Source organism: Dokdonella sp., assembly GCF_019634815.1.
In the GTDB taxonomy this organism is placed as follows: domain Bacteria; phylum Pseudomonadota; class Gammaproteobacteria; order Xanthomonadales; family Rhodanobacteraceae; genus Dokdonella_A.
Window position 1 is genome coordinate 80,295 of the sequence record NZ_JAHCAP010000007.1, and the last position, 23,619, is coordinate 103,913.

The following is a 23,619-nucleotide window of genomic DNA, read 5'->3' on the forward strand; positions in this document are numbered from 1 at the left end:
CGCATCGAGCCGACAGGCCTGCGCCTACTCCACGGGCATCGAGCCCTCGGCCATCGCGTCGCCCTCGCCGCTGTCTTCATCATCGCCGTTGCCGTTGAGGCCTTCGACCTTGACGATGCCGGCAAGTGACTCGTCTCCGGGCAGGCTGATGAGCTTGACACCCTGGGTATTGCGGCCGACGCGCGCGATCTCGCTCGCCCGCGTGCGCACCAAGGTGCCCTGATTTGAAATCAGCATGACCTCGTGGGCGTCGTCGATGAGCACCGCGCCCACCAGCGCACCGTTGCGCTCGGAGCACTGGATGCCGATCACGCCGCGAATGCCGCGACCCTTGCGTGGATACTTCGACAATGGCGTGCGCTTGCCGTAGCCGCGCCCGGTCGCACTGAGCACGCAGACCTCGTTCGAAATGGACTCGGTATCGGGCGTTTCGTTCTCGGGCACGTCGCTGGCGTCGTCCTCGCCCTCTTCCTGCTGGTCGGCATGCTCGACCACCAGCAAGGACACGACCTGCGCCTCGTCGGCGAGGCGGATGCCGCGCACGCCGCTCGCGGTACGGCCCATCGCCCGCACCTCGTCTTCGGCGAAGCGCACCGCGCGACCGTTGGAGGCAAACAGCATGATGTCGCGCGTGCCGTCGGTGATCTCGACATCGACCAGCGCGTCGCCCTCGTCGAGATTGATCGCGATCTTGCCGCGCTGCAGCTGGAAGGCGAACTCGGTGAGCGGGGTTTTCTTCACCGTGCCGTTGCGCGTGGCGAAGAACACGAAGTGGCCTTCGTCATACTCGCGCACGGGTTGGATCGCCTGCACCTTCTCGCCCTCGACCAGCGGCAGCAGGTTGACGATCGGCTTGCCACGCGTGTTGGGGCCGGCATCGGGCAGGCGATGCACCTTGAGCCAGTAGACGCGACCCGCGCTGGTGAACACCAGCAGGGTGTCGTGGGTATTGGCAATCCACAATCGCTCGATGAAATCCTCTTCCTTCATGTTGGTCGCCGAGCGACCTTTGCCACCGCGGCGCTGCGCGCGATACAGGCTGACCGGCTGGCGCTTGGCGTAACCGGCATGCGAAAGCGTGACCACCACGTCCTCGGGCTCGATGAGGTCGAGGATGTCGAGGTCTTCCTGGCTGGCCTGGATCAGGGTGCGGCGCGTGTCGCCGTACTGCTCCTTGAGCGCAACCAGCTCCTCGCGGATGAGCCGCAGCAGCACATCGGGGTTTTCGAGGATCTCGATCAGGCCGGCGATGGTGGTGAGCAAGTCGCGGTATTCGTCGCTGAGCTTTTCCTGCTCGAGGCCGGTGAGGCGCGCCAGGCGCATCTCGAGGATTTCCCTGGCCTGGATTTCCGACAGCTGGTAGCCATCGGACTTGAGCCCGGCAAGCGGGTCGAGATCCTCGGGCCGCGAGGCTTCGGCGCCGGCGGCGGCGAGCAGTGCACCGACCATGCCCGGCTCCCAACGCCGCGCCAGCATGCGCTCGCGTGCGACGTCGGGCGAAGGCGAAGTCTTGATCAGCTCGACCATCGCATCGATGTTGGCCAGCGCGACCGTCAAGCCCTCGACGATGTGTGCGCGCGCGCGCGCCTTGCGCAGATCGAAAATCGTGCGCCGCGTGACCACTTCACGACGATGGCGGATGAAGGCATCAAGGATCTCGCGCAGGCTCAGCGTGCGCGGCTGGCCATCGACCAGCGCCACCATGTTGATGCCGAATGTGACCTGCAGCTGGGTCTGCTGGAACAGATTGTTGAGCAGGACATCGGCCATCGCGTCCTTGCGCACGTCGATGACCACGCGCAATCCGTCCTTGTCGGACTCGTCGCGCAGCTCGCTGATGCCCTCGATCTTCTTTTCCTTGACCAGTTCGGCGATCTTCTCGATCAGGCGCGCCTTGTTGACCTGGTAGGGAATCTCGGTGACGACGATCGACTCGCGACCGTTGTCATGCGTGACGATCTCGGCTTTGGCGCGCACGAGGATGCGACCACGACCCGTCTTGTAGGCCTCGACGATGCCGGCGGCACCGTTGATGATGCCCGCGGTCGGGAAGTCCGGCCCCGGGACCAATTGCATGAGCTCGTCGAAACCCAGCTCCGGGTCATCGATCAGGGCGATGCAGGCCGCTAGCACTTCGGAAAGATTGTGCGGCGGCACATTGGTCGCCATGCCCACCGCGATTCCGGCCGACCCATTGACGAGCAGGTTGGGCACGCGCGTCGGCAACACCGACGGCTCCAGTTCCTTCTCGTCGTAGTTGGGGACGAAATCGACGGTTTCCTTGTCGAGATCGCTGAGCAGCTCCGAGGACAGGCGGTCGAGGCGGCATTCGGTGTAACGCATCGCCGCGGCGTTGTCGCCATCGACCGAACCGAAGTTGCCCTGGCCATCGATCAAGGGGTAACGCAGTGAAAAATCCTGCGCCATGCGCACCAGCGCGTCGTACACCGCGCTGTCGCCATGCGGGTGGTATTTGCCGATCACGTCGCCGACCACGCGCGCGCACTTGACGTACGGGCGGTTCCAGACGTTGTTGAGTTCCTGCATCGCGTAGAGAACGCGGCGATGCACCGGCTTGAGGCCGTCACGCACGTCAGGCAAGGCGCGCCCGACGATCACGCTCATCGCATAATCGAGGTAGCTCTTCCTGACCTCGTCCTCGATATTGACGCGAATGATCTCTCTGGCCGTCTCAGCCATCGGCAACCTCGAAGTCCATGATGATGCGTACCGGGGCGGCAACCAGACCGATGCTGCGCAGCGCCCGCAACCCACCCGGAAGCGGTTCTCCACGCTGCGCGTGGCCGGGTGCCGGCACGCTCAGAATCAAAGGCGGAATTCTAGCACATACGGCCCTTGATCAGGCAGTTTCCGCAGCGATCCAAGGTGCTGCAAGACACGGCAAATCAAGGCCTTGCGCGGCCACGCCAAGCGCACGCCTGTGAACACGGATCGCGGGTCCCCAAAGCGCACCCGGAGCAGCTCAGATCCGCTCGCCGGACTCGATTTGCTGCGCATCGGGCGAGGTGCGCGGCGCGCGGAAGATCCAGTATTTCGAGCTCAGGAAATTGACGATCGCGCCGGCGATGGAACCGACGGCGACGCCGATCGCCGGCCATTGCCGCACCAGCGGCCAGCTCGCCACACAGATCGCGTAGGCACCGTAATTGAGCGCGAACCCGGCCGCCATTGCCAACAGATAGCGCAGCAACTGGCGCCGCTTGCTGCCACCACCGTGACCGGCGAAGGTGTAGCGGCGGTTGAATGCCCAGGTGGTGGTCGCGGCGGCAAGAAAGGAAAACAGCCGCGCCAGATATGGATTGACCGCCCATTCACGCACGAGGAACTGCACGATACCGGCATCGACGACGAAGCCGAGCACGCCGCTCAGTGCAAACAGGACGACCTGGCGACGCAGGCTCATCGTCGGGCTTCAATACCGGCCCAACAGCGCTGCCATGCGCGCCGCATCGGGGCATTCGACCACACCGCGCTCGGTCACGATCGCGTCGATCAGCGTCGCGGGCGTCACATCGAACACCGGATTCCACGCCTTGGCGCCGGCGACCACGGTGCGCGTGCCGGCATAACCGAGCAATTCGTCACCTGCGCGCAGCTCGATCTCGATGTCTTCACCCCCCGCGGTGGCGAAATCGACCGTCGAGGTCGGCGCCACCACCATGAAGCGCACACCGTGGTGACGCGCACTGATTGCGAGCTGGCAGGTGCCGATCTTGTTGGCGGTGTCGCCATTGGCGGCAATGCGATCGGCGCCGACGATCACCCACTGCACCTGACCGCTCTTCATCAGGTGTGCGGCGGCCGAGTCGGCAATCAGGGTCGCATCGATGCCGTCGCGCAGCAGTTCCCACATGGTCAGGCGCGCGCCCTGCAGCCACGGCCGGGTTTCCCCCGCGAATACACGCGCAATGCGGCCCGCAGCGACGCCGGCACGGATCACGCCCAAGGCGGTGCCGAAGCCCGCGGTTGCGAGCGAGCCGGTATTGCAGTGGGTGAGTACGCCGCTGCCCGGTGCAATCAGCGCGGCCCCGCGTTCACCCATCCGGCGATTGGCGGCAAGATCTTCGTCTTGAATCGCCTGCGCCTCGCGCGTGAGTGCAGTCAGATCGCCCCCCGCCCCCAGCACGACCTGCATGCGATCGAGCGCCCACATGAGGTTTACCGCGGTGGGCCGCGCCGCGCGCAACCGCGCACACGCCGCCAACACTTCAGCACGTCCCGCTTGCGCCGCAAGCACCACGCCCCACGCCGCGGCAATGCCGATTGCGGGCGCGCCGCGCACGGCCAGATCACGAATCGCCGCGGCGACCTCGTCGGCGCTGCGGCAATCCAGATACTGCTCCTGCATCGGCAACAGCCGTTGGTCGAGCAAGCGCAAGTGGTCGCCCTGCCAGAGCACGGCGCGGATCGAATCGTGGGCGGTATCGGCAGCAGTCATCGGCAATCGAACGAAAAGTCGGATGGGTGATTATGCCGGGCTTTGCCTGCCGCGAGTCCGCATGGCATCAAGGCGTTGGCATCGACCAAGGCTGCACCTTGATGCGCCCAGCGATCACCTGTGCGCTGACATCGACGAAACGCCCATCCTGCCAACGCAGGAACTGCGTCGTCGCGAGCGTGTGCGCATCGAGCTGTGTCGGCGCGCTCAGGTAGGCATAGCGCAGTGCGCCCACCCGCGGCCACGGCAGCGGCTTGCCATCGACCGCCAGCGGCATCCACGGCGCCGCATTGGCCGGCACGGCTGCCGCGTCCTGCAGGTGGAACCAGGTCGGCGCATCGGCATGGATCCAGCAGTGTGCGATTTGCGACCGATCCCTGGCCAGCGCCTTGACGATCGAATCCATCGCCACGAAACCGCCCCACTCGCGCGCTTCTTCGACACCGACAAACACGATCCGGCACGGCGCATCGCTGCGCGGCAGGGCGTCGACTGCGGCAATGGCTGCGTGTGCCATCGACGCGATCTGCGCCGAACGCTGCGCGAATGCGCGAGCCGCCTGCCACGAGGCGCTGCCGAACACGATCAGGACGATCGTGACGATGCCTGCGGCAAACCATTGCCGCTGTGGCCGCATGCTTGCAAGCGCGGCGCCGAGCACGAGCGCGATGCCGGCGCTGCCGAGGTAGTACAAGCGCGCCTGCATCGCCGCCTCGACTGCCGAGTACGCGGCAGAAAGCGACTGTGCATTGAGCCGCGCGACCGGCGCCTGCAACAGCGCCGGTACCAGCAACAGCAGCAGGCCGCAGACCACGAGGTCGATGCGCAGGTCGGCCGCGCCGACCACGTGCACGGCGGGCGCAGTCCGGCGCGATCTCTCGCGCCAGCGCGCGCGCAGCTCCAGCGCCAGCAGCGCAAGTCCCGCGAACATCGTGCAAGCCAGCACAGCGCGCTGCCAGGGCAACCAGCGCGCAGCCCATGACAGATAACCGCCTGCATCGCGCAGCCAGACGCCGACGCCCGCAAGCAGCGCGGACAGCGGCGAAGCATCGCCTAGCAGGTGGCTCGATGCGGTGCCGAGTACCGCCGCGCGCCAAGCCAGGAACACCAGCGCGCACGCCAGCGCTGCCGCGCAGGCGCGCAGCGCCCGCACGCGCGACGCACGATCACGCCATGCCCAACGCGCCCAGATCAGGATCAAGGCAGCGGGCGCGAGCAGGCCGATCTCCTTGCTCGCCATCGCCGCGAATGCCGCGACCGACGCCAGCAGCAGGGTGCGTGGCCGCGGGCGCAGTCGATACGCCAGAGCGGCCTGCACGGCCAGCAGCACGAACAGGGTCGCGAGCACGTCGAAGCGCGCCGACCACCACTGCGCAGTCGACGCCGCAGCCGGATGCAGGGCAAAAAAAAGTGCCGCAAGCGCCGCCGCCAAGATCGGCACGCGCGCCTTGCACAGCACGCCGAACAAGGCCAGCGCGACGCCCGCATGCAGAAACAGATCCACCAGCGCATGCGCGGCATAGTTGGTGCCGAACAGACGCGTATCCAGCCACATCGATGCGAAACCCAGCGGCCGAAACACCGAGCCGGGCACCGGATAGTGGTCGCTCACGAACAGCGGCCAGGGTGAGCCGACCATGCGCGCAAGCGCGAGCTGGAAAAAATCGTCACGGCCCCAGTCACCGGCAAGGCCAGACCAGCCGATCACGATCACGATTGCAGCGATGAGGATCGCGGCGAGCCAGCCGCGGCGACGCGGCGCCAGGATCGCATCGACGGCGGCGGCAGGCGCGCTCATCGCCACGACGATGCCGCCGCCAGTCGCACCGACACGCTCAGATCAGCTTGATTTCGCGCAGGCGTTCCTGCAGGTAGTCGTGCGCGCTGATCGGCTGCGGGTAGCGATTGGGATTGTCGGCGCTGATGCACGAAGGCAAGGCGTCAATGATGAAATCCGGATTGGGATGCAGGAAGAACGGCACCGAGTAGCGAGGCTCGCGCCCCGCCGCACCGGGCGGGTTGACCACACGGTGGGTGGTCGACGGATAGACGTGATTGGTCAGGCGCTGCAGCATGTCGCCGATGTTGACGACGATGGTGTCGGCATCGGCGGTGAACGGCACCCACTCGCCCTTGCGCGAAAGCACTTCCAGACCTTGCGCGCTGGCGCCTACCAGCAGGGTGATGAGGTTGATGTCCTCATGCGCACCCGAGCGCACATTGGGCACGTCGGCCGTGGTGATCGGCGGATAGTGGATCGGTCGCAGGATCGAATTGCCGAAATGGGTCTTGTCGTCGAAGTAGTGCTCGGGCAGGCCGATGTGCAGGGCGAGCGCGCGCAGCACGCGCGAACCCAGTCCATCGAGTGCCTGATACAAACCATAGCCACGCGCATGGAATTCGGGCACTTCGGCTGGCCAGACATTGGGCGCCATCACCTGCGCGTAGCTTGATTCGCGCGGGATCTCGCGACCGATGTGCCAGAACTCCTTGAGATCGGGATACTGCGAGCCCTTCGCGGTCTCCACACCGAACGGCGTATAGCCGCGCGCGCCGCCGCCACCGGCGAGGTGGTATTGCATCTTGACTTCGGTCGGCAATGCGAAGAACGCCTTGAAAACCGCATAGGCGCCATCGATGTCGGCTTGCGAGATGCCATGATTGCGGATGCCGGCAAAGCCCCATTCGCGATAGGCCGCACCCAGTTCGGCGACGAAGCCGTTGCGATCACTGTCGTAGCGGCGGATATCGAGAGTCGGAATGACTGCGCTCATCATCGTTCACCGTGCGGACTGGAAGCTGCGGATTCTACGGCGTGCGCAAGGTCGCCGGCGAGTTCGCGCACCAGCGCGGCATCGTCCGCCTCGATCGTCACGCGCACCACCGGCTCGGTGCCCGAGGGCCGCAACACCACGCGGCCATGACCGTCGAGCCGCGCCTGCACCCGCGCCAACGCCGATTGCACTTCGGCTGCGCTCACCACCGCTGCGGCATTGCCAGCAACGCGGACGTTTTCGGTGTGCTGGGCGACCTTGCGCATGCCGGCCACGGCGGCATCGAGGCTGTGCCCGCGGCGCACGAGCACCTCCAAAACCTGCAAGGCGGCAACGATGGCATCGCCGCTGGTGGCGCGGTCGAGGGTGAGAATGTGGCCCGAAGTCTCGCCGCCGAGCACACCGTGATGCTGTTTGAGCAGTTGCAGCACGTAACGGTCGCCGACATTGGCGCGCAGGAACGGCACACCCAGCTCGCCAATGGCGCGCTCGAGCCCGAAATTGCTCATCAGCGTGCCGACCACGGGCCCTTGCAGACGACCTTCGGCGTGCCAGTCGAGTGCGAGCAGATAGAGCAGCTGATCCCCATCGACCAACGCGCCGTGGCGATCGACCATGAGCACGCGATCGCCGTCACCGTCGAAGGCAATGCCCAGATCGGCCTTGCGTTCGGCCACCGCACGCATCAACGCCTGCGGATGCGTCGAGCCGACCTCGTGATTGATGTTGAGGCCATCGGGCTGCGCGCCGATCGATTCGACGCGCGCGCCCAGTTCGGCAAACACCGTCGGCGCCACCTGGTAGGTTGCGCCGTGGGCGCAGTCGAGCACAAGCGACAGGCCGCGCAGGTTGAACGTCGGTGGTACGGTCGATTTGCAGAATTCGGCGTAGCGCACCACCGCATCGCGCACGCGCACGACCTTGCCGATCGAGGCCGATTCCACCGTGGTGAACGGCGCTTCGAGCTCGGCTTCGATCGCCGCTTCAAGCGCATCGTCGAGTTTCTCGCCCGCGCCGGAAAAGAACTTGATGCCGTTGTCGTGATGGCTGTTGTGCGAGGCGCTGATGACGATGCCGGCACTGGCGCGCAGCGAACGCGTGAAATAGGCCACCGCGGGCGTCGGCATCGGCCCGAGCAGGCCGACATTGGCACCGGCCGCAACCAGCCCGGCTTCGAGTGCCGACTCGAACATGTAGCCGGAAATGCGCGTGTCCTTGCCGATGATGACGTTGACTTCGCCACCGCGTGCGCCGAGCACGGTGCCGACCGCACGTCCTAGGCGCAACATGAATTCAGCCGTGATCGGCCACCGGCCGACGCGGCCGCGAATGCCATCGGTACCGAAATAGCGCTTGGTGCTCACGGCAATCGGGAAACCCTGGAACCGACAACGCGCCGCTGTGGCGATTCCCGCGTCGCGATTGCCGATTCCCGGTCGTCTTCCACTCAGTCGCCCATCTGTTTCTGGCGATGTTCCCAGCGTTCCTGAGCATCGAGACTCAGGGTTGCGATCGGGCGCGCTTCGAGGCGATCGATGCCGATTTCCTCGTCGGTTTCCTCGCAGAAACCGTAATGGCCTTCCTCGATGCGCTTGAGCGCCTTGTCGATCTTGGCGATCAGCTTGCGATAGCGGTCGCGCGTGCGCAATTCGAGCGAGTTCTCGGTTTCGCGCGTGGCGCGTTCGGCCTCATCGCCGACATCGCGCACTTCATCGCGCAGGCTCTCGATGGTCTGGCGGCTCTCCTCGACCAGCTCTTCACGCCAGTTCGACAACTTGTCGCGGAAATACTGGAGCTGACGCGGCCCCATGTACTCTTCCTTGGCCAGCGGCTTGTAGCCCTTGGGCAGCGGAATCTGCACATTGGCCGGGAGCGCATAGCGGCCGTCCTGCATGGTGGCGCCGGAATCGCTTTCCGGTGGCCGCTTGACGCCCTTGGCGACGTTTCCTTCGGTTCTTGCTGTACTTTCTTTCACGATTGGCTTGTTCGGTGCCGCGTGTACCGCGGCCACCTTCTTCGATGGGACGGAGGATGACTTGTGACTGACCGCAGGCCCCTTCGACTTTGTCGGCTTGGCCGCCGGCTTGACCGGTACGGCCTTTTTGGCAACGACCTTTGCCTTGGCCTTGCTTGCCGCGACAGGCTTCACCGGCTTTTTTGCAGCCGGCGTCCTGGCCTTGGCCGGAGCCGCCTTCCTGGCCGGCGCAGGTTTCTTCGCCGGCGCAGGTTTCTTCGCCGGCGCGGACTTCTTGGCGACAGGCTTCTTGCCAGCGGCCTTCTTCGTTGTCGCGGGCTTGGCCGCCTTGCGTGCGGGTGCGGGCTTGGCTTTGACTTTCGCCTTGCTGTTGGCCATGTCTTCGGTCGTCTGGTGACTCTAGCGGTCGCGTGTTATAGCCCAAGAACCGACCACGGGCAACCGCAGCAAAGCCGCGCAATCGGCGCGAAAATCCCGCGGCCGTCCGCATTCCTCCTGGCACCACGATGTCACGTTGGTTGATCCACCTGCTGCGCGGCTACAAGCGCATGCTCAGTCCCCTGCTCGGTGCGCGCTGCCGCTTTCACCCAAGTTGCTCGGACTATGCGCGCGTCGCGCTGGCGCGCTTCGGTTTGGCGCGCGGCCTGTGGCTGGCGGCGTGGCGCATCGTGCGTTGCCAGCCGATGTGCAGCGGCGGACTCGATCCGGTACCGTTGCAGTTTCGCTGGTTCCCCGGCCCCGACGCCGCCACTCACGAGCATCCGCATGACTGACTCCGACGCGCGTTGGCTGATCCGCAATGCCGAACTGGTGAGCGACGGACGCCGCTTCCATGCCGACCTACGTATCCGCAACGGCCGCATCGAACGCATCGATGCCGGCCTGAGCGCGCAACCGGGCGAACAGGTGATCGACGCCGCGGGCTGTTGGCTGCTGCCGGGCATGATCGACGACCAGGTGCATTTCCGCGAACCCGGCCTCACCCACAAGGCCGACATCGAGAGCGAATCGCGCGCCTGCGCCGCGGGCGGCATCACCAGCTTCATGGAAATGCCCAACACGCGGCCGCCAGCGACCGACCACGCCGCGCTGGAAGCCAAGTACGCGCGCGCCGCGCAGGTTTCGCGCGTGAATTACGCGTTCTACCTGGGCGCGACCAACGACAATCTCGAACAGATCCGCACGCTCGATCCGCGCAGCGCGCCGGGCATCAAGGTATTCATGGGCGCCTCGACCGGCAACATGCTGGTCGATGATCCGGCCACGCTGGATGCGATCTTCCGCGAGGCGCCCACGCCGATCATCACCCACTGCGAGGACACGCCGATGATCCTCGCCAATGAAGCCGCCGCGCGGCAACGCTGGGGCGAGGACATCCCGGTCGGCCAGCATCCCCTGATCCGCTCGCGCGAGGCCTGTCTCAAATCCACGCAGCTGGCGATCTCGCTGGCGAAGAAGCACGACACACGCCTGCACGTGCTGCATATCTCCACCGCCGACGAGTGCGCGCTGTTCGAGCCCGGCCCGGTCAAGGGCAAGCGCATCACCGCCGAAACCTGCGTCCACTTCCTGCACTTCTGCTGCGAGGACTACGCGCGACTGGGTTCGCTCATCAAGTGCAATCCGGCGATCAAGGATGCCGCCGATCGCGAGGGCATCACCCGCGCACTTGCGCAAGGCCGCATCGACGTACTTGCCACCGACCATGCACCGCATCTGGTCACCGAAAAATCCGCGCAGTACGGCAAGGCGCCTTCGGGCCTGCCGCTGGTGCAATACGCGCTGCAATGCGCGCTCGAACGTGTGTTCGATGGCGCGCTCAGCCTCGAGCGCGTGGTCGAAGCGGTGTCGCATGCACCAGCCACCCTGTTCGACGTGCGCGAGCGCGGCTGGTTGCGCGAGGGTTTTCACGCCGACCTCGTGCTGGTCGATCCACGCAAGCCACACACCGTCTCGGCACGCGAAGTGCTGTCCAAGTGCGGCTGGACGCCGTTCGAAGGGCACACCTTCCGCTCGAGCATCGCTGCGACCTTCGTCAATGGCGAACGGGTCTGGGATGGCACGCAGGTCGATGATCGCGTGCGCGGCCAGCGACTGGCGTTCGCGCGATGATGCGTGGCGTCCCGAGCGTGTCGCAGACGCCCGTTCTGCGCACCGGCCTGCTGCTGATCGCACTCGCAGGCGTGCCGATCGCCTGTCACGCAGCCGACAGCGGCAGCGCCTTTCCTGCCAGTGTCCCGCAGGGCTCGCTGATCCGCGCCAAGGTCGATCCGCATGCAACCGTGGTCTTTGCCGAGCGCAAGCTGCGCGTCGGCCCGCATGGCGAGATCGCCTTCGGCGTCGGGCGCGATGAATCGGGTCCAGTCACGGTCGAAGTTCAGACTGCGGGTGGCAAACGCGAACACGTATCCATCGAAGTCACGCCGCGCGACTGGCCGACCGAGCGCATCGTCGGCGTGCCGCCCAAGACCGTCGAGCCACCACCCGAGATCGCCGCACGCATCAAGCGCGAGCAGGCACGCGTGGTCGCCGCGCGCGCGCGCGACGATGCCCGCGTGGATTTCGCGGAAACCTTCCAATGGCCACTGCAGGGCCGCATCAGCGGACGCTTCGGCAACCAGCGCGTCTACGTCGTCAACGGCAAGGATGTACCCAAGTCGCCGCATTCCGGCATGGACATTGCCGCGCCCGAAGGCACGCCCGTGCACGCGCCCGCGAGCGGCATCGTGAGCTTTGCCGAGAACGGGCTCTACCTCACCGGCGGCACCGTGCTGATCGACCACGGCCACGGCGTGAGCTCGAACTTCCTGCACCTCTCGCGCATCGACGTGAAACCCGGTGAGCATGTCGCCCAAGGCCAGGTGATCGGCGCCGTCGGCATGACCGGCCGCGCGACCGGCCCGCACCTGCATTGGGGCATGAACTGGTTCAAGGTGCGCCTGGATCCCCTGCTCCTGCTCGAACCCGCGTCTTGAGAGCAGCCGGCCGTCAGGCCCGCTGAGCCCGCGCTGCGTGTTGCAACGCATTTCACCCAATGCGGCAGCGGCACGCGCCGACACCGCAGCAGAGGAATAGAATGCCCCCACGACCGGCATTCAGGGGATCGGCCATGCGCATCATCTTCACTCTCCTTCTTGCTCTGTGCAGCGCGACGGCGCTCGCGGCACGCCATGAAATGGCGCTGTCGGCGTCGATGTCCAGCCAACTCGATCGCTTGCCGCTCGACACGCAACTGGTGATCAGTGGTTTTCCCGATGGCCATGGCGGCACGCATACGGTGCAGTTCAAGCGCATCGACGTCTATGCGCCGGGCGCGCGCCTGATCGTGATCGATGCCAACGGTGAGCGGGAGATTCCGCGCAGCCAGCGCATCGAACTCATCGGCACCGACGAAGACGGCCAGATGCGCGTGCATCTGGGTTTCGATCCGGGCCTGCGCAATCTCGTCGGTTCGGGTTCGGCGCCCGCGGGCAATTTCGCGATCCATGCACAGGCCGACAGCCACGGCAGCCGGCTCGTGGTGCAACCGAGCGAAGAAGCCCTGCCTGCGGGCGTGACGCCGCAGATCCTCGGCACCGACGATGCCATTCCCAACCCGCAGGCACGTCCCTTGCCGCCACTCACGCTCGGTCTCGACGCGGTCACCGCGGCCTCACGCAGCGCGGTGGTTGCGGTCGATGTCGATCAGGAGCTGCTGGTCAAGCGTTTCGGTGGCGCCGGCAACACGGCAGCGGCCGCAAGCTGGATCGCCGACCTGTTCGCCTCGATGAACGTGATGTACGAACGCGATCTCAACATCACCCTGCTGCAGGGCACGACGATCTTCCGCAGCGGCGGCACGCCGTACACGATCTCCACGAGCAACGCGGACGGCACCGATCTCGACAACTTCGGCAATTACTGGCAGGCCCACCATGCCGGCGTCTCGCGCGTGTTCGCGATGCTGCTGTCGGGCCGGATGACCAGCGGCAACAGCGCCTCGGGCATCGCCTGGGTCAATGCCTATTGCAGCAGCACCTACAGCTACAGCGTCAACAAGGTGTTCTGGAATTCCGGTATCGGCGTGGACTCGTCGGCACGCATCGTCGGCCATGAGCTCGGCCACAATTTCGGCGCCGACCACACCCATTGCACCAGCGCCAGCAATGGCACATACCCCACGGCTTCAAACACCATCGACAAATGCTTCAACGCCGAGAGCGGTTGCTATGCGGGCACGCCGAGCTGTCCGACCTCCGGTCCGGGTTTTCCGAAGGGATCGGTGATGAGCTACTGCCACGTGGGCACGTCCAGCGGCGGCGCCAACTGCGGCTCGAACGTGCTGCAGTTCCATCCGGTGCAGGTCACGACGCTGTCGGCCCTGATCGCACAGAACACGCCGGCCTGCATCGCGCCATCGGTCGACCAGATCTTCAAGAACGGCTTCGATTGATCCCCGCCATCGCGGCAGCGCATTGCGTGCTGCCACGATCGCCGGGCCCCGCGCCTACTTGCGCTGCGCCGCACTGGCTTCGCGCGCGGCGCGGAATTCCGAATCCTTCGACCACGTCGGCCACTGCCGCGAATTGGCCAGGTCCGAGCCCACGCGATAAAGCAGTTCCAGATCCTTGGCGAGGCCCGTGAACGGCCAGCTCGCATGCCATTCGTCGGCAGGCTGGTGGTAGCGGTTCTTGCCGTAGTCGGCCTGCTCGGCCTCACTGGCCTTGGCATCGCCATCGATCAGATCGCTGCCCGAGCCGAACGAAACCGCCGGCACGCCGCGCTTGGCGAACGGGAAATGATCGGAGCGGAAGAAGTAACCCGCCTCCAGATGCGAGTCGGGCTTGAACACGCGCCCCATTTTCTTGCCGTCGGCGATCAGCAGATCGAGGAGCTGCGATGAACCCTTGCCCGAGGTGGAAAAATCCCTGGTCGGGCCGAGTGGACTGAGCGCATCGGTGTTGAGCACGCCGGCGGTGGTGGCCAGCGGATAGAGCGGATTGTCGGCGTAGTACTCCGAACCCAGCAGGCCCTTTTCCTCGGCAGTCACCGCAAGGAACACCACCGAGCGCTGCGGCCTTTGCGCATGCGCGAAGGCGCGGCCCAGTTCGATCAACGACGCGGTGCCGGTCGCATTGTCGATCGCGCCGTTGTAGATGCGATCGCCCTTGGCGTCGGGCTGGCCGATGCCCAGATGATCCCAGTGCGCGCTGTAAAGCACGGTTTCATCCGGATACTTGCTGCCTTCGACGCGACCCACGACGTTGTGCGAAGTGATCACTTCGCTGCGCACCGCGTAGTGCGCCGAGAAGTTCACGTCCTTGAGCACGGTCGGCTTGAACTGGCGCGTCTGCGCCTGCTTCTTGAGGGTGTCGAAATCCAGCCCCGCGCGCTTGAGCAGATCGGCCGCGACATCACGCTGGATCCAGCCTTCGAGGGCAGGATGGGTTTGCGCGGGATTCTTGCGCACGATGTCGAACATCGTGTTGGTGTTGGAGTTCTTCACCGTCGGCCAGCCATACGAGGCCGGCGCGGTTTCATGGACGACCAGGAGGCCGGCGGCGCCACGGCGCGCGGCTTCCTCGAACTTGTAGGTCCAGCGGCCGTAGTAGGTCATCGCCTTGCCGCCGAAATCGCCGGTGCCGGTTTCGAAATCCGGATCATTGACGAGGCAGATGAGCAGCTTGCCGCGCACGTCCATGCCCTTGAAATCGTCCCAGTTGCGCTCGGGCGCGGACACGCCGTAACCGACGAACACCACCGGCGCCTTGTCGATCGAGACCTCCTTGCTGCCATCGAGCGGCGCGCGCACGGCGATCTGCTTGCCCTGCTCCATCGCATCCGCCTTGCCCGCGATCGTGAAGTCGAGCCTGGGCGTGCCATCGATGTCGGCGCGCAGCAAGGGCACAGCCTGCGTCCAGCCGCGCTTGCCGTCCTTGAGATCACCGCCGGGCTGCAGGCCGGCGCCCTGCATCTGCTCGATGATCCAGGCCACGGTGAGCTTCTCGCCTTCGGTGGCCGGGCCTCGACCCTGGAACGCATCGGAGGACAGCGTCTTGACTTCGTCGGACAGGCGCTGCGGATCGAACTTGGGGGCGTCGAGCGCGAAGGCGCTGGTGGACAGCGCCAGCAGCACGGCCAGCGAAAGCGGATGTTTCATCGGAAGGATCCTCTGCTTGGAACGTGGGAGCGAGCCGCGGCGGAACGGCTGCGGTGTTTCACTGTTGCGGCTCGGCGATGTCCTGGAAATACGGCACCACCTCACCCTTGATCTTGAGCGTAATCGGACGGCCACGGCGATCGCGCGCACGCCCGGCAGCCACGCGGACCCAGCCTTCGCTGACGCAGTATTCCTCGATGTTGGTGCGTTCCTGGCCGTTGAAGCGGATACCGACCCCGCGCGCAAGCACGGCTTCGTCGTAATGCGGATTCTGCGGATCCACGCTCAGGCGATCGGGCGGGGTGTCGGTCATCGGCGTTCCTCGATGGATGGGTTGCGTAGCAGGCAAGGATAAGCGGATGTGATCGCGGCGGCGATGTGCCGAAGGTGCGTGCCCGTTTCAACGCAACTGGCTGTCCTTGCTGCCGCGCCGGTTGTAGAGCCCCGCCGCAGCGGACTCGTCTTGGGCCTGCTGGCAGGCCACGCACAGGCGCACGCCCGGCACCGCCTTGCGGCGCGCTGCGGGAATCGGCGCATCGCACTCTTCGCAATGGCTCAGGCCCGGCCCTTTCTGCAGGCGGCTGCGCGCGCGCCGTACCGCATCAGCCACGGTTGCATCGATCTGGTCCTGCACGGCGCCATCGCCCGCCCAACCCGTTGCCACAGCACCCTCCAACGTCCCGTCCTGCACCAAAACAACTGAAACATCGCGGCGTTGCCGCTGCGGTGATCGCCGCGACGAGCAGAAACATCGACCCGCGGATCACAAGCGCACAGGGTAGCCCTGTGCGCCCATCACGTCATGTCCCGCTCGGCCGCGCACCCTGAAGAAAAACCGCAGCAAGGCGCGCTATCAACCGATTTCGGGGTTGACAGCGGCATGCCAAAACGTAAACTGCGCGTCCCACGCGGGAATAGCTCAGTTGGTAGAGCACGACCTTGCCAAGGTCGGGGTCGCGAGTTCGAGTCTCGTTTCCCGCTCCAGGACACAGATGAAACCCCGGCGTGCCGGGGTTTCTTTTTTCCGCCGCACGCCGCGATCGGCAGCGTGCGGTGCGCCAGGATGGCGAACAAACAATTCAAGTCACCGGCCTGGTCGAGGGCGCTCCCCGGAGCGCACGAGGGCGAGCCAGGATGGCGAGCGGCGGCACTCCATGGATGGATTGGAATGTTTGCGTAGTTGAAACATCGTCACCGGCCTGGTCGAGGGCGCTCCCCGGAGCGCACGAGGGCGAGCCAGGATGGCGAGCGGCGGCACTCCATGGATGGATTGTAATATCTGAAGCGTAGTCACCGGCCTGGTCGAGGGCGCTCCCCGGAGCGCACGAGGGCGAGCCAGGATGGCGAGCGGCGGCACTCCATGGATGGATTGTAATATCTGAAGCGTAGTCACCGGCCTGGTGGCAGAGTGGTCATGCAGCGGACTGCAAATCCGTGAACGCCGGTTCGATTCCGACCCAGGCCTCCATCGCTCCCGCAAGGAGCGCTCGCCCCCTTTGATGCGGCATCATGCCCGCGCACGCCGAGCCCGGGTGGCGAAATCGGTAGACGCAAGGGACTTAAAATCCCTCGACCGCAAGGTCATGCCGGTTCGAGTCCGGCTCCGGGCACACCCTGTTTTCTCGGAAAAACCCCTTCAGTTGTGCCGACGCAGGATCGGCCAGGCCGCACGCCTGCAGACTTCCCCCTCACACGCGAGCGGCGCGGATCGACACCACTCAGCGGATTGGCCCCGCTGCATGCAAATCGCACGTTTGCCGCGATCACAAGCACTGGCACGACGATCCATCTTGGGCACTCACGAGCAGCTGCAAGCTTGTCCTTCGCACATGTGACTTCACATATCATCTGGTGATAGCATAACAGCCGTGCGCAATCACGGCCTGGATAACTTGTTGCTGCTGCACGGAGAGGTCTGCGACCAGGGCGGCGGCTATTGGATCAAGATCGAAGCATGGGAAGTGGCGGCAAACGAGCACATGCCGCATGGCGTGCGCTACGCACTCACCCTTCATGATCGGCATGGCACGCGCTTGCTGGGCTATGACAACGCGCATGCCGTGAAGCCGCCCAAGCGCAACAAGTTCACCGGACGGCGCTTGGCTTACGACCACAAACATCGGCACTCACGAGACAAGGGCGTGCCTTACGAATTCACCAGCGCCAATCAGTTGCTCAAGGATTTCTTCGACGAGGTTGACCGTGTATTGAAGGAGGCAAAGGCATGAAGAAGATCGTCATTGGCATCGCCACTCAAGAGGCCATCCGCGACCGTGCAATGGCCATCGCACGCGGCGAGCGCAAGCCTGCGCCTGGCGAGCCGAAAATCTGGTTCACCTCGATGCGTTCGCTGGCGGAGGTGTTGTCCGACGACAATCGCGCCTTGCTCAAGCTCATCCGCGAGCAGAAACCCGAGTCGCTGAATGCCTTGGCGACCTTGAGCGGCCGCGCACCCAGCAATCTATCGCGCACCTTGAAGACGATGGAGCGCTACGGGTTGGTGGAACTGCGTCGGCAGGCGCGACAGGTGCAGCCGGTAGTCAAGGCCAGGGAATTCTTGATCCAAGCCGCGTGAGAAGAAGACCCGCGCGATCTGATCGCCCCCTGTTTTTGTGACGCTTGACCATCAAGAAATCGGAAAGACACTCTCTCGCAGAACCCCGATTGGCCGCACAAGGTGTCCGGGACAACCTCGAGTCCGGCCCCGGGCACACCCTGTTTTCTCGGAAAAACCCCTTCAGTTGTGCCGGCGCAGGATCGGCCAGGCCGCGCGCACGTAGAGCATGCCCGACCAGATCGTGAGGATGGCCGCGATCACCAGCAGGGACTCACCGACACGGTACAGGCGCAGCTCCTCGAGATCGTGCTGATACAGCAGCACCACGATCGCGATCATCTGCATCGTGGTCTTGATCTTGCCGATCATCGCCACCCGCACGGTGGCGCGCTGGCCGATCTCGGCCATCCACTCGCGCAGCGCCGAGATGCTGATTTCGCGGCCGACGATTACCGCACTGGTGATCGCGAGCAGCGGCGTCGGATTGTTCTGCACCAGCAGGAACAAGGTCACCGCGACCATCAGCTTGTCGGCAACCGGATCGAGGAAGGCACCGAAGGCCGAGCCCATGTCGAAGCGACGTGCGATCCAGCCATCGGCCCAGTCGGTGACTGCAGCGGCAATGAACACCAGCGCCGCGGCGATGTTGGCGCCACGGAACGGCAGGTAGAACACCACCGCCATCACCGGCAGCAGGGCGATGCGGAACAGCGTCAGGACGGTGGGGATCGTGATCGTCATCGGCAGCGATTATCCGTGGAATGCGCCGTAAATGCGCTCCGCGAGTTGCCGATTGATGCCCTCGACCTGCATCAGCTCCTCGACACCGGCGCGGGTAATGCCGCCGAGGCCGCCGAAATGCTTGAGCAAGGCCGCGCGCCGGCGCGCGCCGACGCCGCTGATTTCCTCCAGCGAACTGGTCTCGCGTGCCTTTTCACGCCGACCTCGATGGCCGGTGATCGCAAAACGGTGGGCTTCGTCGCGCACCGCCTGAATCAAGTGCGAGGCTGGCGACTCGGGCCCCGGGACCAGGGTTTTGCCGCTGCCCGCAAGGATCAGGGTTTCATCCCCCGCGCGACGTGCCGGGCCCTTGGCGACGCCAACGATCGGCACGCCTCCCACGCCCAGCTCGTTGAGCACGTCGACCGCCTGCTGTACCTGGCCGGCGCCGCCGTCGATCAGGAGCAGGTCGGGCAGCTTGCCCTCGCCTGCCTGCACACGCTTGTAGCGTCGCTGCAGCGCCTGATGCATCGCCGCGTAGTCGTCACCCGGCGTGATGCCGGAGATGTTGAAGCGCCGATACTGTGATTTCTCCGGCCCCTCCGCACCGAACACCACGCACGAGGCCACCGTGGCCTCGCCCATCGTGTGACTGATGTCGAAGCATTCGATGCGCTGCGGCAGCTCGTCCATGCCGAGCAGCTCGCGCAGCGCCTCGAAGCGCGCGAGCAGGGTCTGCTTGCTCGCCAGCCGCGCCGCCAGCGCCGCCTGCGCATTGCGCCGCGCGAGGTCGAGAAAGCGCGCTCGTTCGTTGCGCACGGCGTGCTTGATTTCCACGCCGTGTCCGCTGCGTCCGGCCAGTGCCGCGGCCAGCGCCGGCGCTTCCTCGGGCGCGCTGCTGACAATGAGCTCGCTCGGCACCGGGCGATCGAGGTAGTACTGGGCAATGAACGAGGCGAGGATCGCGGCCAGATCGCTGCTGCCGGCCAGGCGCGGAAAGAAGTCGTGCGAACCCAGGCCGATGCCATTGCGGAAAAACAGCACGCTCACGCAGGCGATCCCGCCTTCGAGCGCGCAGGCGATCACGTCCATGTCGGTAGTCGCACCCTGCACGTAGTGATGTGCCTGCACGCGCTTGACCGCGGCGATCTGGTCGCGAATCGCCGCTGCGCGTTCGAACGCAAGCTCGGCGCTGGCACGCTCCATCTGTGCCACCAGCTCCTGCATCACCGCCTCGGCCTTGCCGTCGAGGAACAATTCGGCGTGGCGCACCTGCTGACCGTAGGCGACCTCGTCGACGAAACCCACGCAGGGCGCGGTGCAACGCTGGATCTGGTATTGCAGACAGGGTCGCGAGCGGTTGCGGAAATAGCTGTCGGCGCAGTTGCGCAGGCGAAACAGCTTCTGGATCAGGTCGAGACTCTCGCGCACCGCGCCCGCACTCGGGAACGGGCCGAAGTAGCGCCCGCCGCCGTCGCGCGCGCCACGATGGAACTCCAAGCGTGGAAAACGCACCGTCAGCTCCGCCTCGCCCTCGGCTTCGCGGCGACTGCGCACGCCTGGTTTCGCGCCGGTCAGATGGATGTAGGGATAACTCTTGTCGTCGCGCAGCACGATGTTGTAGCGCGGCTTGAGCGACTTGATGAGCTGGGCTTCAAGCAGCAGCGCCTCGGCTTCGGTGCGAACGACGGTGGTTTCCATGCGCGCGATCTGGCCGATCATCGAGGTGATGCGCGGTTCGAGCCGGGGTTTGAGGAAGTAGCTGCCGACACGCTTCTTGAGGTTGCTCGCCTTGCCGACGTAGAGCAGGACATCGTCGGCATCGAACATGCGATACACGCCCGGCGCGCTGCTGAGCGTGCGCACGAAGGCCTTGCCGTCGAACGCGGTGGCTGGCGTGTTCATGGCTGCAATCCCGCGGGCACGCGCTGAGACATCACCGGGCTCAATGCCCTGCCGAACGCATCTGGCTGATCAACGCGGCCATGCCTTGCCTTGCAAGTGCGATCACGCGCTCGAAATCGGCGTCGCGACCGTAGTAGGGATCGGGCACTTCCTCATCCCCGAGGAACAGCGCAGGCCGGGTGCCGCATTCGGGACGCAGGCGCTCGAGATCACGCAGATTGGCACGGTCGGCGGCGAAGATGCGATCGAAGCGCGTGAAATCGACGCTCACGATCTGGCGCGCACGCAGCACCGAAAGATCATAGCCATGCATCGCACCCGCGGCGATCGAACGCCGATCCGGTGGTTCGCCCACGTGGTAATCCGCGGTGCCCGCCGAGTCGACTTCGACATCGAGCCCGGCGCGCGCGAATTCCACGCGCGCAACCGCTTCGAGCGTGGGCGAGCGGCAGATGTTGCCCAGGCACACGAACAGGATGCGGCTCATCGCGCACGCCCGGCGAATGCGCGCTCGACCCGCGCCAGATCGGCGGCGGTATCGACGCCCGCCGGGAACGGTTCGGGCGCGATGCGCACCGCGATCGCATGACCGTGTTCGAGCGCGCGCAATTGTTCCAGCGACTCGGCACGTTCGAGTGGCGTGGGCGCAAGCTGCGTGAACGCGCGCAGGAAACCGGCGCGGTAGCCGTAGATGCCGATGTGACGCAGGAACGGCACCGCCGCGGGCAAGGCGTCACGCGCATGTGCAAACGCATCACGCGGCCACGGCAGCGGCGCGCGGCTGAAATACAGTGCGCGGCCATCCTCTCGGCGCACCAGCTTGACCACGTTCGGATCGAACAGCTCCTCGACCGCCATGAGCGGCGTCGCCAGCGTCGCCATCGGTGCGTCATCCTCGGCCAACGCCTGCGCCACCGCGGCGATCCCGCTGGCCGGCGCGAGCGGCTCGTCACCCTGCAGATTGACCACGATCGCATCATCGGACCACGCCAGTTGCTGCGCGACTTCGGCAAGGCGATCGCTGCCCGAAGCGTGATCGCTGCGCGTCATCACCACGCGCACACCGCTGCCGGCCAGCGCCGCCTCGATGCGCGCATCGTCGGTTGCCACCACCACTTCGCGTGCACCCGCAGCAAGTGCGCGTCGCGCCACGTGCAGCACCATCGGCTCGCCCGCAATCGGCAACAAGGGCTTGCCCGGCAGGCGCGTGGATGCGTAGCGCGCGGGAATGGCAACGATGAAACCGGAATCGGTGCGTGGCATGGAGCAGGTCTTGCGGGACGACGAGCAAGCCTAAGGCAAGGTCGATCCAGTGACCACTGCCGCGGATCTGAAGCTGCCTTGCGCTGCCCGGCGCAGCGCGACCTATCTCCCAGCAGGCAATCGTCACGCAGGCGGACGCCGAATTGCGGCTCCTGCGAGCAGGTTTGTTGCGCAGTTCGGCGAGGTTCGCCAGGCGCCGGTATCTCTCCCGCGCCGGCCGACATCCCGCAAATGTACGGCTCGTCCCTGCCCCTCACCATCGGCAGGGGCCCGGACAATGACTGCGGTGTTAGCATGCGCGCCCCACCGCCTCGGGCGTGCGATCTTGAACCTGCCGGCTGCTGCTTCGTCCACGCCCGCCGCGTTGCCACGCCGCGCGGTGCTGCTGATGGTCGCCAGCACGGTCTGCTTCGGCAGCATGGCGGTGTTGATCCGCATCGCGTCGAAACAACTTCACCCCTTCGAGATCGCCTTCCTGCGCAGCTTTTTCGGCGCGCTCGCGGCGCTGCCGCTGCTGTGGCGCAACGGTTTGGCGACCCTGCACACCGATCGGATCGGCTTCTATGTCGTGCGCTGCGCGATCGGCGCAGTAGCGATGCTGGCGGGCTTCTGGGCGATCGCGCACCTGCCCCTCGCACAGGCGATCGCGCTGTCGTATTCCTCGCCACTGTTCGTGACCATCGGCGCGGTGATCTTTCTCGGTGAACTGGTGCGCCGGCGACGCTGGAGTGCGGTGATCGCCGGTTTCATCGGCGTGCTGGTGATCGTGCGGCCGGGTACTGACGGTTTCACCGCCGCGAGTCTGGTCGCGCTGTTTTCGGCGTTGTGCTCGGGCGCGGTCACGATCAGCATCAAATTCCTCGCGCGCCGCGACCCGCCCGACACCATCGTCGTGCTCACCACCTGGCTGTGGGTGCCGCTGTCACTGCCAGCCGCGGTGCTGGTGTGGCAGTGGCCCACTGCCGACCTGCTGCCGCTGCTGATCGCGCTCGGAATGCTCGGCACCGCCGGACAATACCTGTGGACACATGCGCTCAAGCTGGCCGAAGCATCGACGCTGGCGCCCTTGAGCTATCTGCAGTTGGTGTTCGTCTCGGTGCTGGCGTGGTGGCTGTTCAACGAGACCCCCGACGAGTGGACCGTGGCCGGCGCGGCCATCGTGATCGGTGCCAGTTTCTACATCGCGCGCCGCGAAGCCAAACTCGCGCGTGAACGCATCCTGCGCGAGCGCATCGAGGGTGAACCACAGATTTGAGCCTTCGGCAATGACGGCGCGCATTGCCTTTTCACGCGCGGCGGGCAAGGCTGTGGCCTCGACCGATCACCACTCGCGGGAGCCGTGAATGAAACAGTCGATATCGTGGTTGCTGACGGGAATCGCCTGCCTGCTGTCCCTGCTGATCGGCGCGATGATCGGGGTGTGGCTGTTCTTCAAGGTCTACGGCGGCGCCGACGAACGCCTGGTCTCCGGCTTTCTCGATCAGGCGCGCGTGATCGAGCTGGCCAGCCGCGATGGCCTCAGCGCGCAGAGCGAGCTGATGCGTGATGTCCTGCCGCGCGTGCAGGCCAGCACCGCCGACCTCGCCTTCATTTCGGCGGGCAGTCTCGATCCGGCGTTCACGCGCAGCATGCGCGAGGCGCTGCAGAAACTCGGCGCCAACCCATTGGTGCAGGACGATCAGGGTGAATGGAGCGTCGCCGCAAAAGCCGCGCGCGAATGCATCCTGTTGATGCCCGCCGAGCGCAACGACTGGATGTCGTGCCGCCGGCCAGTCAAGGCCGTGTGGCCGCGCAAGGGCCCGGCCAAGCCCGACTGAGATTGCCGAC

Annotated in this window: 23 protein-coding genes and 3 tRNA genes; 12 read left to right on the top strand and 14 right to left on the bottom strand. The window is 65.7% G+C overall.

The window, feature by feature from the left end; genetic code table 11:
- Positions 1-24: 24 nt before the first annotated feature.
- From gyrA to dksA, 7 genes are all read right to left on the bottom strand, one after another.
- Positions 25-2,700 carry a DNA gyrase subunit A gene (gene gyrA, locus KF759_RS05565; protein ID WP_291223420.1) on the bottom strand — a complete coding sequence of 892 codons (2,676 nt, stop codon included), beginning with the start codon at positions 2,698-2,700 and terminating at the stop codon, positions 25-27.
- 283 nt (positions 2,701-2,983) lie between these two features.
- Positions 2,984-3,424 carry a GtrA family protein gene (locus KF759_RS05570; protein ID WP_291223430.1) on the bottom strand — a complete coding sequence of 147 codons (441 nt, stop codon included), beginning with the start codon at positions 3,422-3,424 and terminating at the stop codon, positions 2,984-2,986.
- Positions 3,425-3,433: 9 nt separating this feature from the next.
- Positions 3,434-4,459 carry an S-methyl-5-thioribose-1-phosphate isomerase gene (gene mtnA / locus KF759_RS05575; protein WP_291223431.1) on the bottom strand — a complete coding sequence of 342 codons (1,026 nt, stop codon included), beginning with the start codon at positions 4,457-4,459 and terminating at the stop codon, positions 3,434-3,436.
- Between the two features lie 67 nt (positions 4,460-4,526).
- Positions 4,527-6,257, bottom strand: a complete 1,731-nt coding sequence (locus KF759_RS05580) for a hypothetical protein (protein ID WP_291223433.1) — start codon at positions 6,255-6,257, stop codon at positions 4,527-4,529.
- A 37-nt stretch (positions 6,258-6,294) separates the two neighbouring features.
- A complete protein-coding gene (locus KF759_RS05585; RefSeq protein ID WP_291223435.1) occupies positions 6,295-7,233 on the bottom strand; it encodes a 2-oxoglutarate and iron-dependent oxygenase domain-containing protein in 939 nt (312 codons plus the stop codon).
- Positions 7,233-8,597 carry a phosphoglucosamine mutase gene (gene glmM, locus KF759_RS05590; protein WP_291223437.1) on the bottom strand — a complete coding sequence of 455 codons (1,365 nt, stop codon included), beginning with the start codon at positions 8,595-8,597 and terminating at the stop codon, positions 7,233-7,235. Before glmM ends, KF759_RS05585 begins: the two co-directional genes overlap by 1 nt.
- An 83-nt stretch (positions 8,598-8,680) precedes the next feature.
- Positions 8,681-9,208: an RNA polymerase-binding protein DksA gene (dksA, locus tag KF759_RS05595; RefSeq protein WP_291223439.1), complete on the bottom strand. Its 528-nt coding sequence runs from the start codon at positions 9,206-9,208 to the stop codon at positions 8,681-8,683.
- 109 nt (positions 9,209-9,317) lie between these two features.
- Here dksA and KF759_RS05600 point away from each other — a divergent pair, with 109 nt between their 5' ends.
- The 5 genes from KF759_RS05600 to KF759_RS05620 all read left to right on the top strand — a co-directional run bounded on the left by KF759_RS05600 (position 9,318) and on the right by KF759_RS05620 (position 13,640).
- Positions 9,318-9,605 (top strand): hypothetical protein, encoded by a 288-nt coding sequence (locus KF759_RS05600; RefSeq protein WP_291223441.1) that lies wholly within the window; start codon positions 9,318-9,320, stop codon positions 9,603-9,605.
- 109 nt (positions 9,606-9,714) lie between these two features.
- A complete protein-coding gene (yidD, locus tag KF759_RS05605; RefSeq protein WP_291223443.1) occupies positions 9,715-9,981 on the top strand; it encodes a membrane protein insertion efficiency factor YidD in 267 nt (88 codons plus the stop codon).
- On the top strand, positions 9,974-11,320 hold the full coding sequence (locus KF759_RS05610) for a dihydroorotase (RefSeq protein WP_291223445.1): 1,347 nt from the start codon (positions 9,974-9,976) through the stop codon (positions 11,318-11,320). The genes yidD and KF759_RS05610 overlap by 8 nt, the downstream gene beginning before the upstream one ends.
- On the top strand, positions 11,320-12,183 hold the full coding sequence (locus KF759_RS05615; RefSeq protein WP_291223447.1) for a M23 family metallopeptidase: 864 nt from the start codon (positions 11,320-11,322) through the stop codon (positions 12,181-12,183). Before KF759_RS05610 ends, KF759_RS05615 begins: the two co-directional genes overlap by 1 nt.
- 134 nt (positions 12,184-12,317) lie before the next feature.
- Positions 12,318-13,640, top strand: a complete 1,323-nt coding sequence (locus KF759_RS05620; RefSeq protein ID WP_291223449.1) for a M12 family metallo-peptidase — start codon at positions 12,318-12,320, stop codon at positions 13,638-13,640.
- 54 nt (positions 13,641-13,694) lie between these two features.
- Here KF759_RS05620 and KF759_RS05625 read toward each other — a convergent pair whose 3' ends face one another.
- From KF759_RS05625 to KF759_RS05635, 3 genes are all read right to left on the bottom strand, one after another.
- Positions 13,695-15,347, bottom strand: coding sequence for a M28 family metallopeptidase (locus KF759_RS05625; RefSeq protein WP_291223451.1), 1,653 nt, complete (start codon positions 15,345-15,347; stop codon positions 13,695-13,697).
- A 58-nt stretch (positions 15,348-15,405) separates the two neighbouring features.
- Positions 15,406-15,660, bottom strand: coding sequence for a DUF3297 family protein (locus KF759_RS05630; protein WP_291223453.1), 255 nt, complete (start codon positions 15,658-15,660; stop codon positions 15,406-15,408).
- Between the two features lie 87 nt (positions 15,661-15,747).
- Positions 15,748-16,011 (bottom strand): DksA/TraR family C4-type zinc finger protein, encoded by a 264-nt coding sequence (locus KF759_RS05635; protein WP_291223455.1) that lies wholly within the window; start codon positions 16,009-16,011, stop codon positions 15,748-15,750.
- A 244-nt stretch (positions 16,012-16,255) separates the two neighbouring features.
- On the opposite strand from KF759_RS05635, the gene KF759_RS05640 reads away from it, so the two are divergent.
- From KF759_RS05640 to KF759_RS05660, 5 genes are all read left to right on the top strand, one after another.
- Positions 16,256-16,331 (top strand) — tRNA-Gly (locus tag KF759_RS05640).
- 410 nt (positions 16,332-16,741) lie between these two features.
- Positions 16,742-16,815, top strand: a tRNA-Cys gene (locus KF759_RS05645).
- Positions 16,816-16,873: 58 nt separating this feature from the next.
- Positions 16,874-16,957 (top strand) — tRNA-Leu (locus KF759_RS05650).
- A gap of 258 nt (positions 16,958-17,215) precedes the next feature.
- Entirely contained in the window at positions 17,216-17,575 is a 360-nt protein-coding gene (locus KF759_RS05655) for a DUF6516 family protein (RefSeq protein WP_291223457.1), read from the top strand.
- The gene (locus tag KF759_RS05660) at positions 17,572-17,922 is read left to right on the top strand and encodes a helix-turn-helix domain-containing protein (protein WP_291223459.1); all 351 of its coding nucleotides are present in this window, start codon (positions 17,572-17,574) and stop codon (positions 17,920-17,922) included. The genes KF759_RS05655 and KF759_RS05660 overlap by 4 nt, the downstream gene beginning before the upstream one ends.
- A gap of 162 nt (positions 17,923-18,084) precedes the next feature.
- Here the strand turns inward: KF759_RS05660 and pgsA are convergent, their stop codons facing one another.
- Genes pgsA through kdsB form a run of 4 tightly spaced genes read right to left on the bottom strand, consistent with a single transcriptional unit; the run spans position 18,085 to position 21,792 of the window.
- Complete coding sequence (pgsA, locus tag KF759_RS05665) at positions 18,085-18,645, bottom strand: CDP-diacylglycerol--glycerol-3-phosphate 3-phosphatidyltransferase (RefSeq protein ID WP_291223461.1); 561 nt, start codon at positions 18,643-18,645, stop codon at positions 18,085-18,087.
- Positions 18,646-18,654: 9 nt separating this feature from the next.
- Positions 18,655-20,529, bottom strand: coding sequence for an excinuclease ABC subunit UvrC (uvrC, locus tag KF759_RS05670; protein ID WP_291223463.1), 1,875 nt, complete (start codon positions 20,527-20,529; stop codon positions 18,655-18,657).
- 40 nt (positions 20,530-20,569) lie between these two features.
- Positions 20,570-21,016: a low molecular weight protein-tyrosine-phosphatase gene (locus KF759_RS05675; RefSeq protein WP_291223465.1), complete on the bottom strand. Its 447-nt coding sequence runs from the start codon at positions 21,014-21,016 to the stop codon at positions 20,570-20,572.
- Positions 21,013-21,792, bottom strand: coding sequence for a 3-deoxy-manno-octulosonate cytidylyltransferase (kdsB, locus tag KF759_RS05680; RefSeq protein ID WP_291223467.1), 780 nt, complete (start codon positions 21,790-21,792; stop codon positions 21,013-21,015). Before kdsB ends, KF759_RS05675 begins: the two co-directional genes overlap by 4 nt.
- Positions 21,793-22,114: 322 nt before the next feature.
- Here kdsB and KF759_RS05685 point away from each other — a divergent pair, with 322 nt between their 5' ends.
- Positions 22,115-23,047 carry a DMT family transporter gene (locus KF759_RS05685; protein WP_345777422.1) on the top strand — a complete coding sequence of 311 codons (933 nt, stop codon included), beginning with the start codon at positions 22,115-22,117 and terminating at the stop codon, positions 23,045-23,047.
- A gap of 88 nt (positions 23,048-23,135) precedes the next feature.
- Positions 23,136-23,609, top strand: coding sequence for a hypothetical protein (locus KF759_RS05690; protein WP_291223469.1), 474 nt, complete (start codon positions 23,136-23,138; stop codon positions 23,607-23,609).
- The last annotated feature ends 10 nt before the right edge of the window (positions 23,610-23,619 follow it).

Coding starts and splice junctions, on each gene's coding strand:
- KF759_RS05620 (WP_291223449.1), top strand. CDS start 12,318: ATGCGCATCATCTTCACTCTCCTTCTTGCTCTGTGCAGCGCGACGGCG.
- KF759_RS05690 (WP_291223469.1), top strand. CDS start 23,136: ATGAAACAGTCGATATCGTGGTTGCTGACGGGAATCGCCTGCCTGCTG.
- mtnA (WP_291223431.1), bottom strand. CDS start 4,459: ATGACTGCTGCCGATACCGCCCACGATTCGATCCGCGCCGTGCTCTGG.
- KF759_RS05660 (WP_291223459.1), top strand. CDS start 17,572: ATGAAGAAGATCGTCATTGGCATCGCCACTCAAGAGGCCATCCGCGAC.
- KF759_RS05625 (WP_291223451.1), bottom strand. CDS start 15,347: ATGAAACATCCGCTTTCGCTGGCCGTGCTGCTGGCGCTGTCCACCAGC.
- KF759_RS05675 (WP_291223465.1), bottom strand. CDS start 21,016: ATGAGCCGCATCCTGTTCGTGTGCCTGGGCAACATCTGCCGCTCGCCC.
- pgsA (WP_291223461.1), bottom strand. CDS start 18,645: ATGACGATCACGATCCCCACCGTCCTGACGCTGTTCCGCATCGCCCTG.
- KF759_RS05630 (WP_291223453.1), bottom strand. CDS start 15,660: ATGACCGACACCCCGCCCGATCGCCTGAGCGTGGATCCGCAGAATCCG.
- uvrC (WP_291223463.1), bottom strand. CDS start 20,529: ATGAACACGCCAGCCACCGCGTTCGACGGCAAGGCCTTCGTGCGCACG.
- KF759_RS05580 (WP_291223433.1), bottom strand. CDS start 6,257: ATGAGCGCGCCTGCCGCCGCCGTCGATGCGATCCTGGCGCCGCGTCGC.
- KF759_RS05570 (WP_291223430.1), bottom strand. CDS start 3,424: ATGAGCCTGCGTCGCCAGGTCGTCCTGTTTGCACTGAGCGGCGTGCTC.
- KF759_RS05615 (WP_291223447.1), top strand. CDS start 11,320: ATGCGTGGCGTCCCGAGCGTGTCGCAGACGCCCGTTCTGCGCACCGGC.
- KF759_RS05610 (WP_291223445.1), top strand. CDS start 9,974: ATGACTGACTCCGACGCGCGTTGGCTGATCCGCAATGCCGAACTGGTG.
- kdsB (WP_291223467.1), bottom strand. CDS start 21,792: ATGCCACGCACCGATTCCGGTTTCATCGTTGCCATTCCCGCGCGCTAC.
- gyrA (WP_291223420.1), bottom strand. CDS start 2,700: ATGGCTGAGACGGCCAGAGAGATCATTCGCGTCAATATCGAGGACGAG.
- yidD (WP_291223443.1), top strand. CDS start 9,715: ATGTCACGTTGGTTGATCCACCTGCTGCGCGGCTACAAGCGCATGCTC.
- KF759_RS05585 (WP_291223435.1), bottom strand. CDS start 7,233: ATGAGCGCAGTCATTCCGACTCTCGATATCCGCCGCTACGACAGTGAT.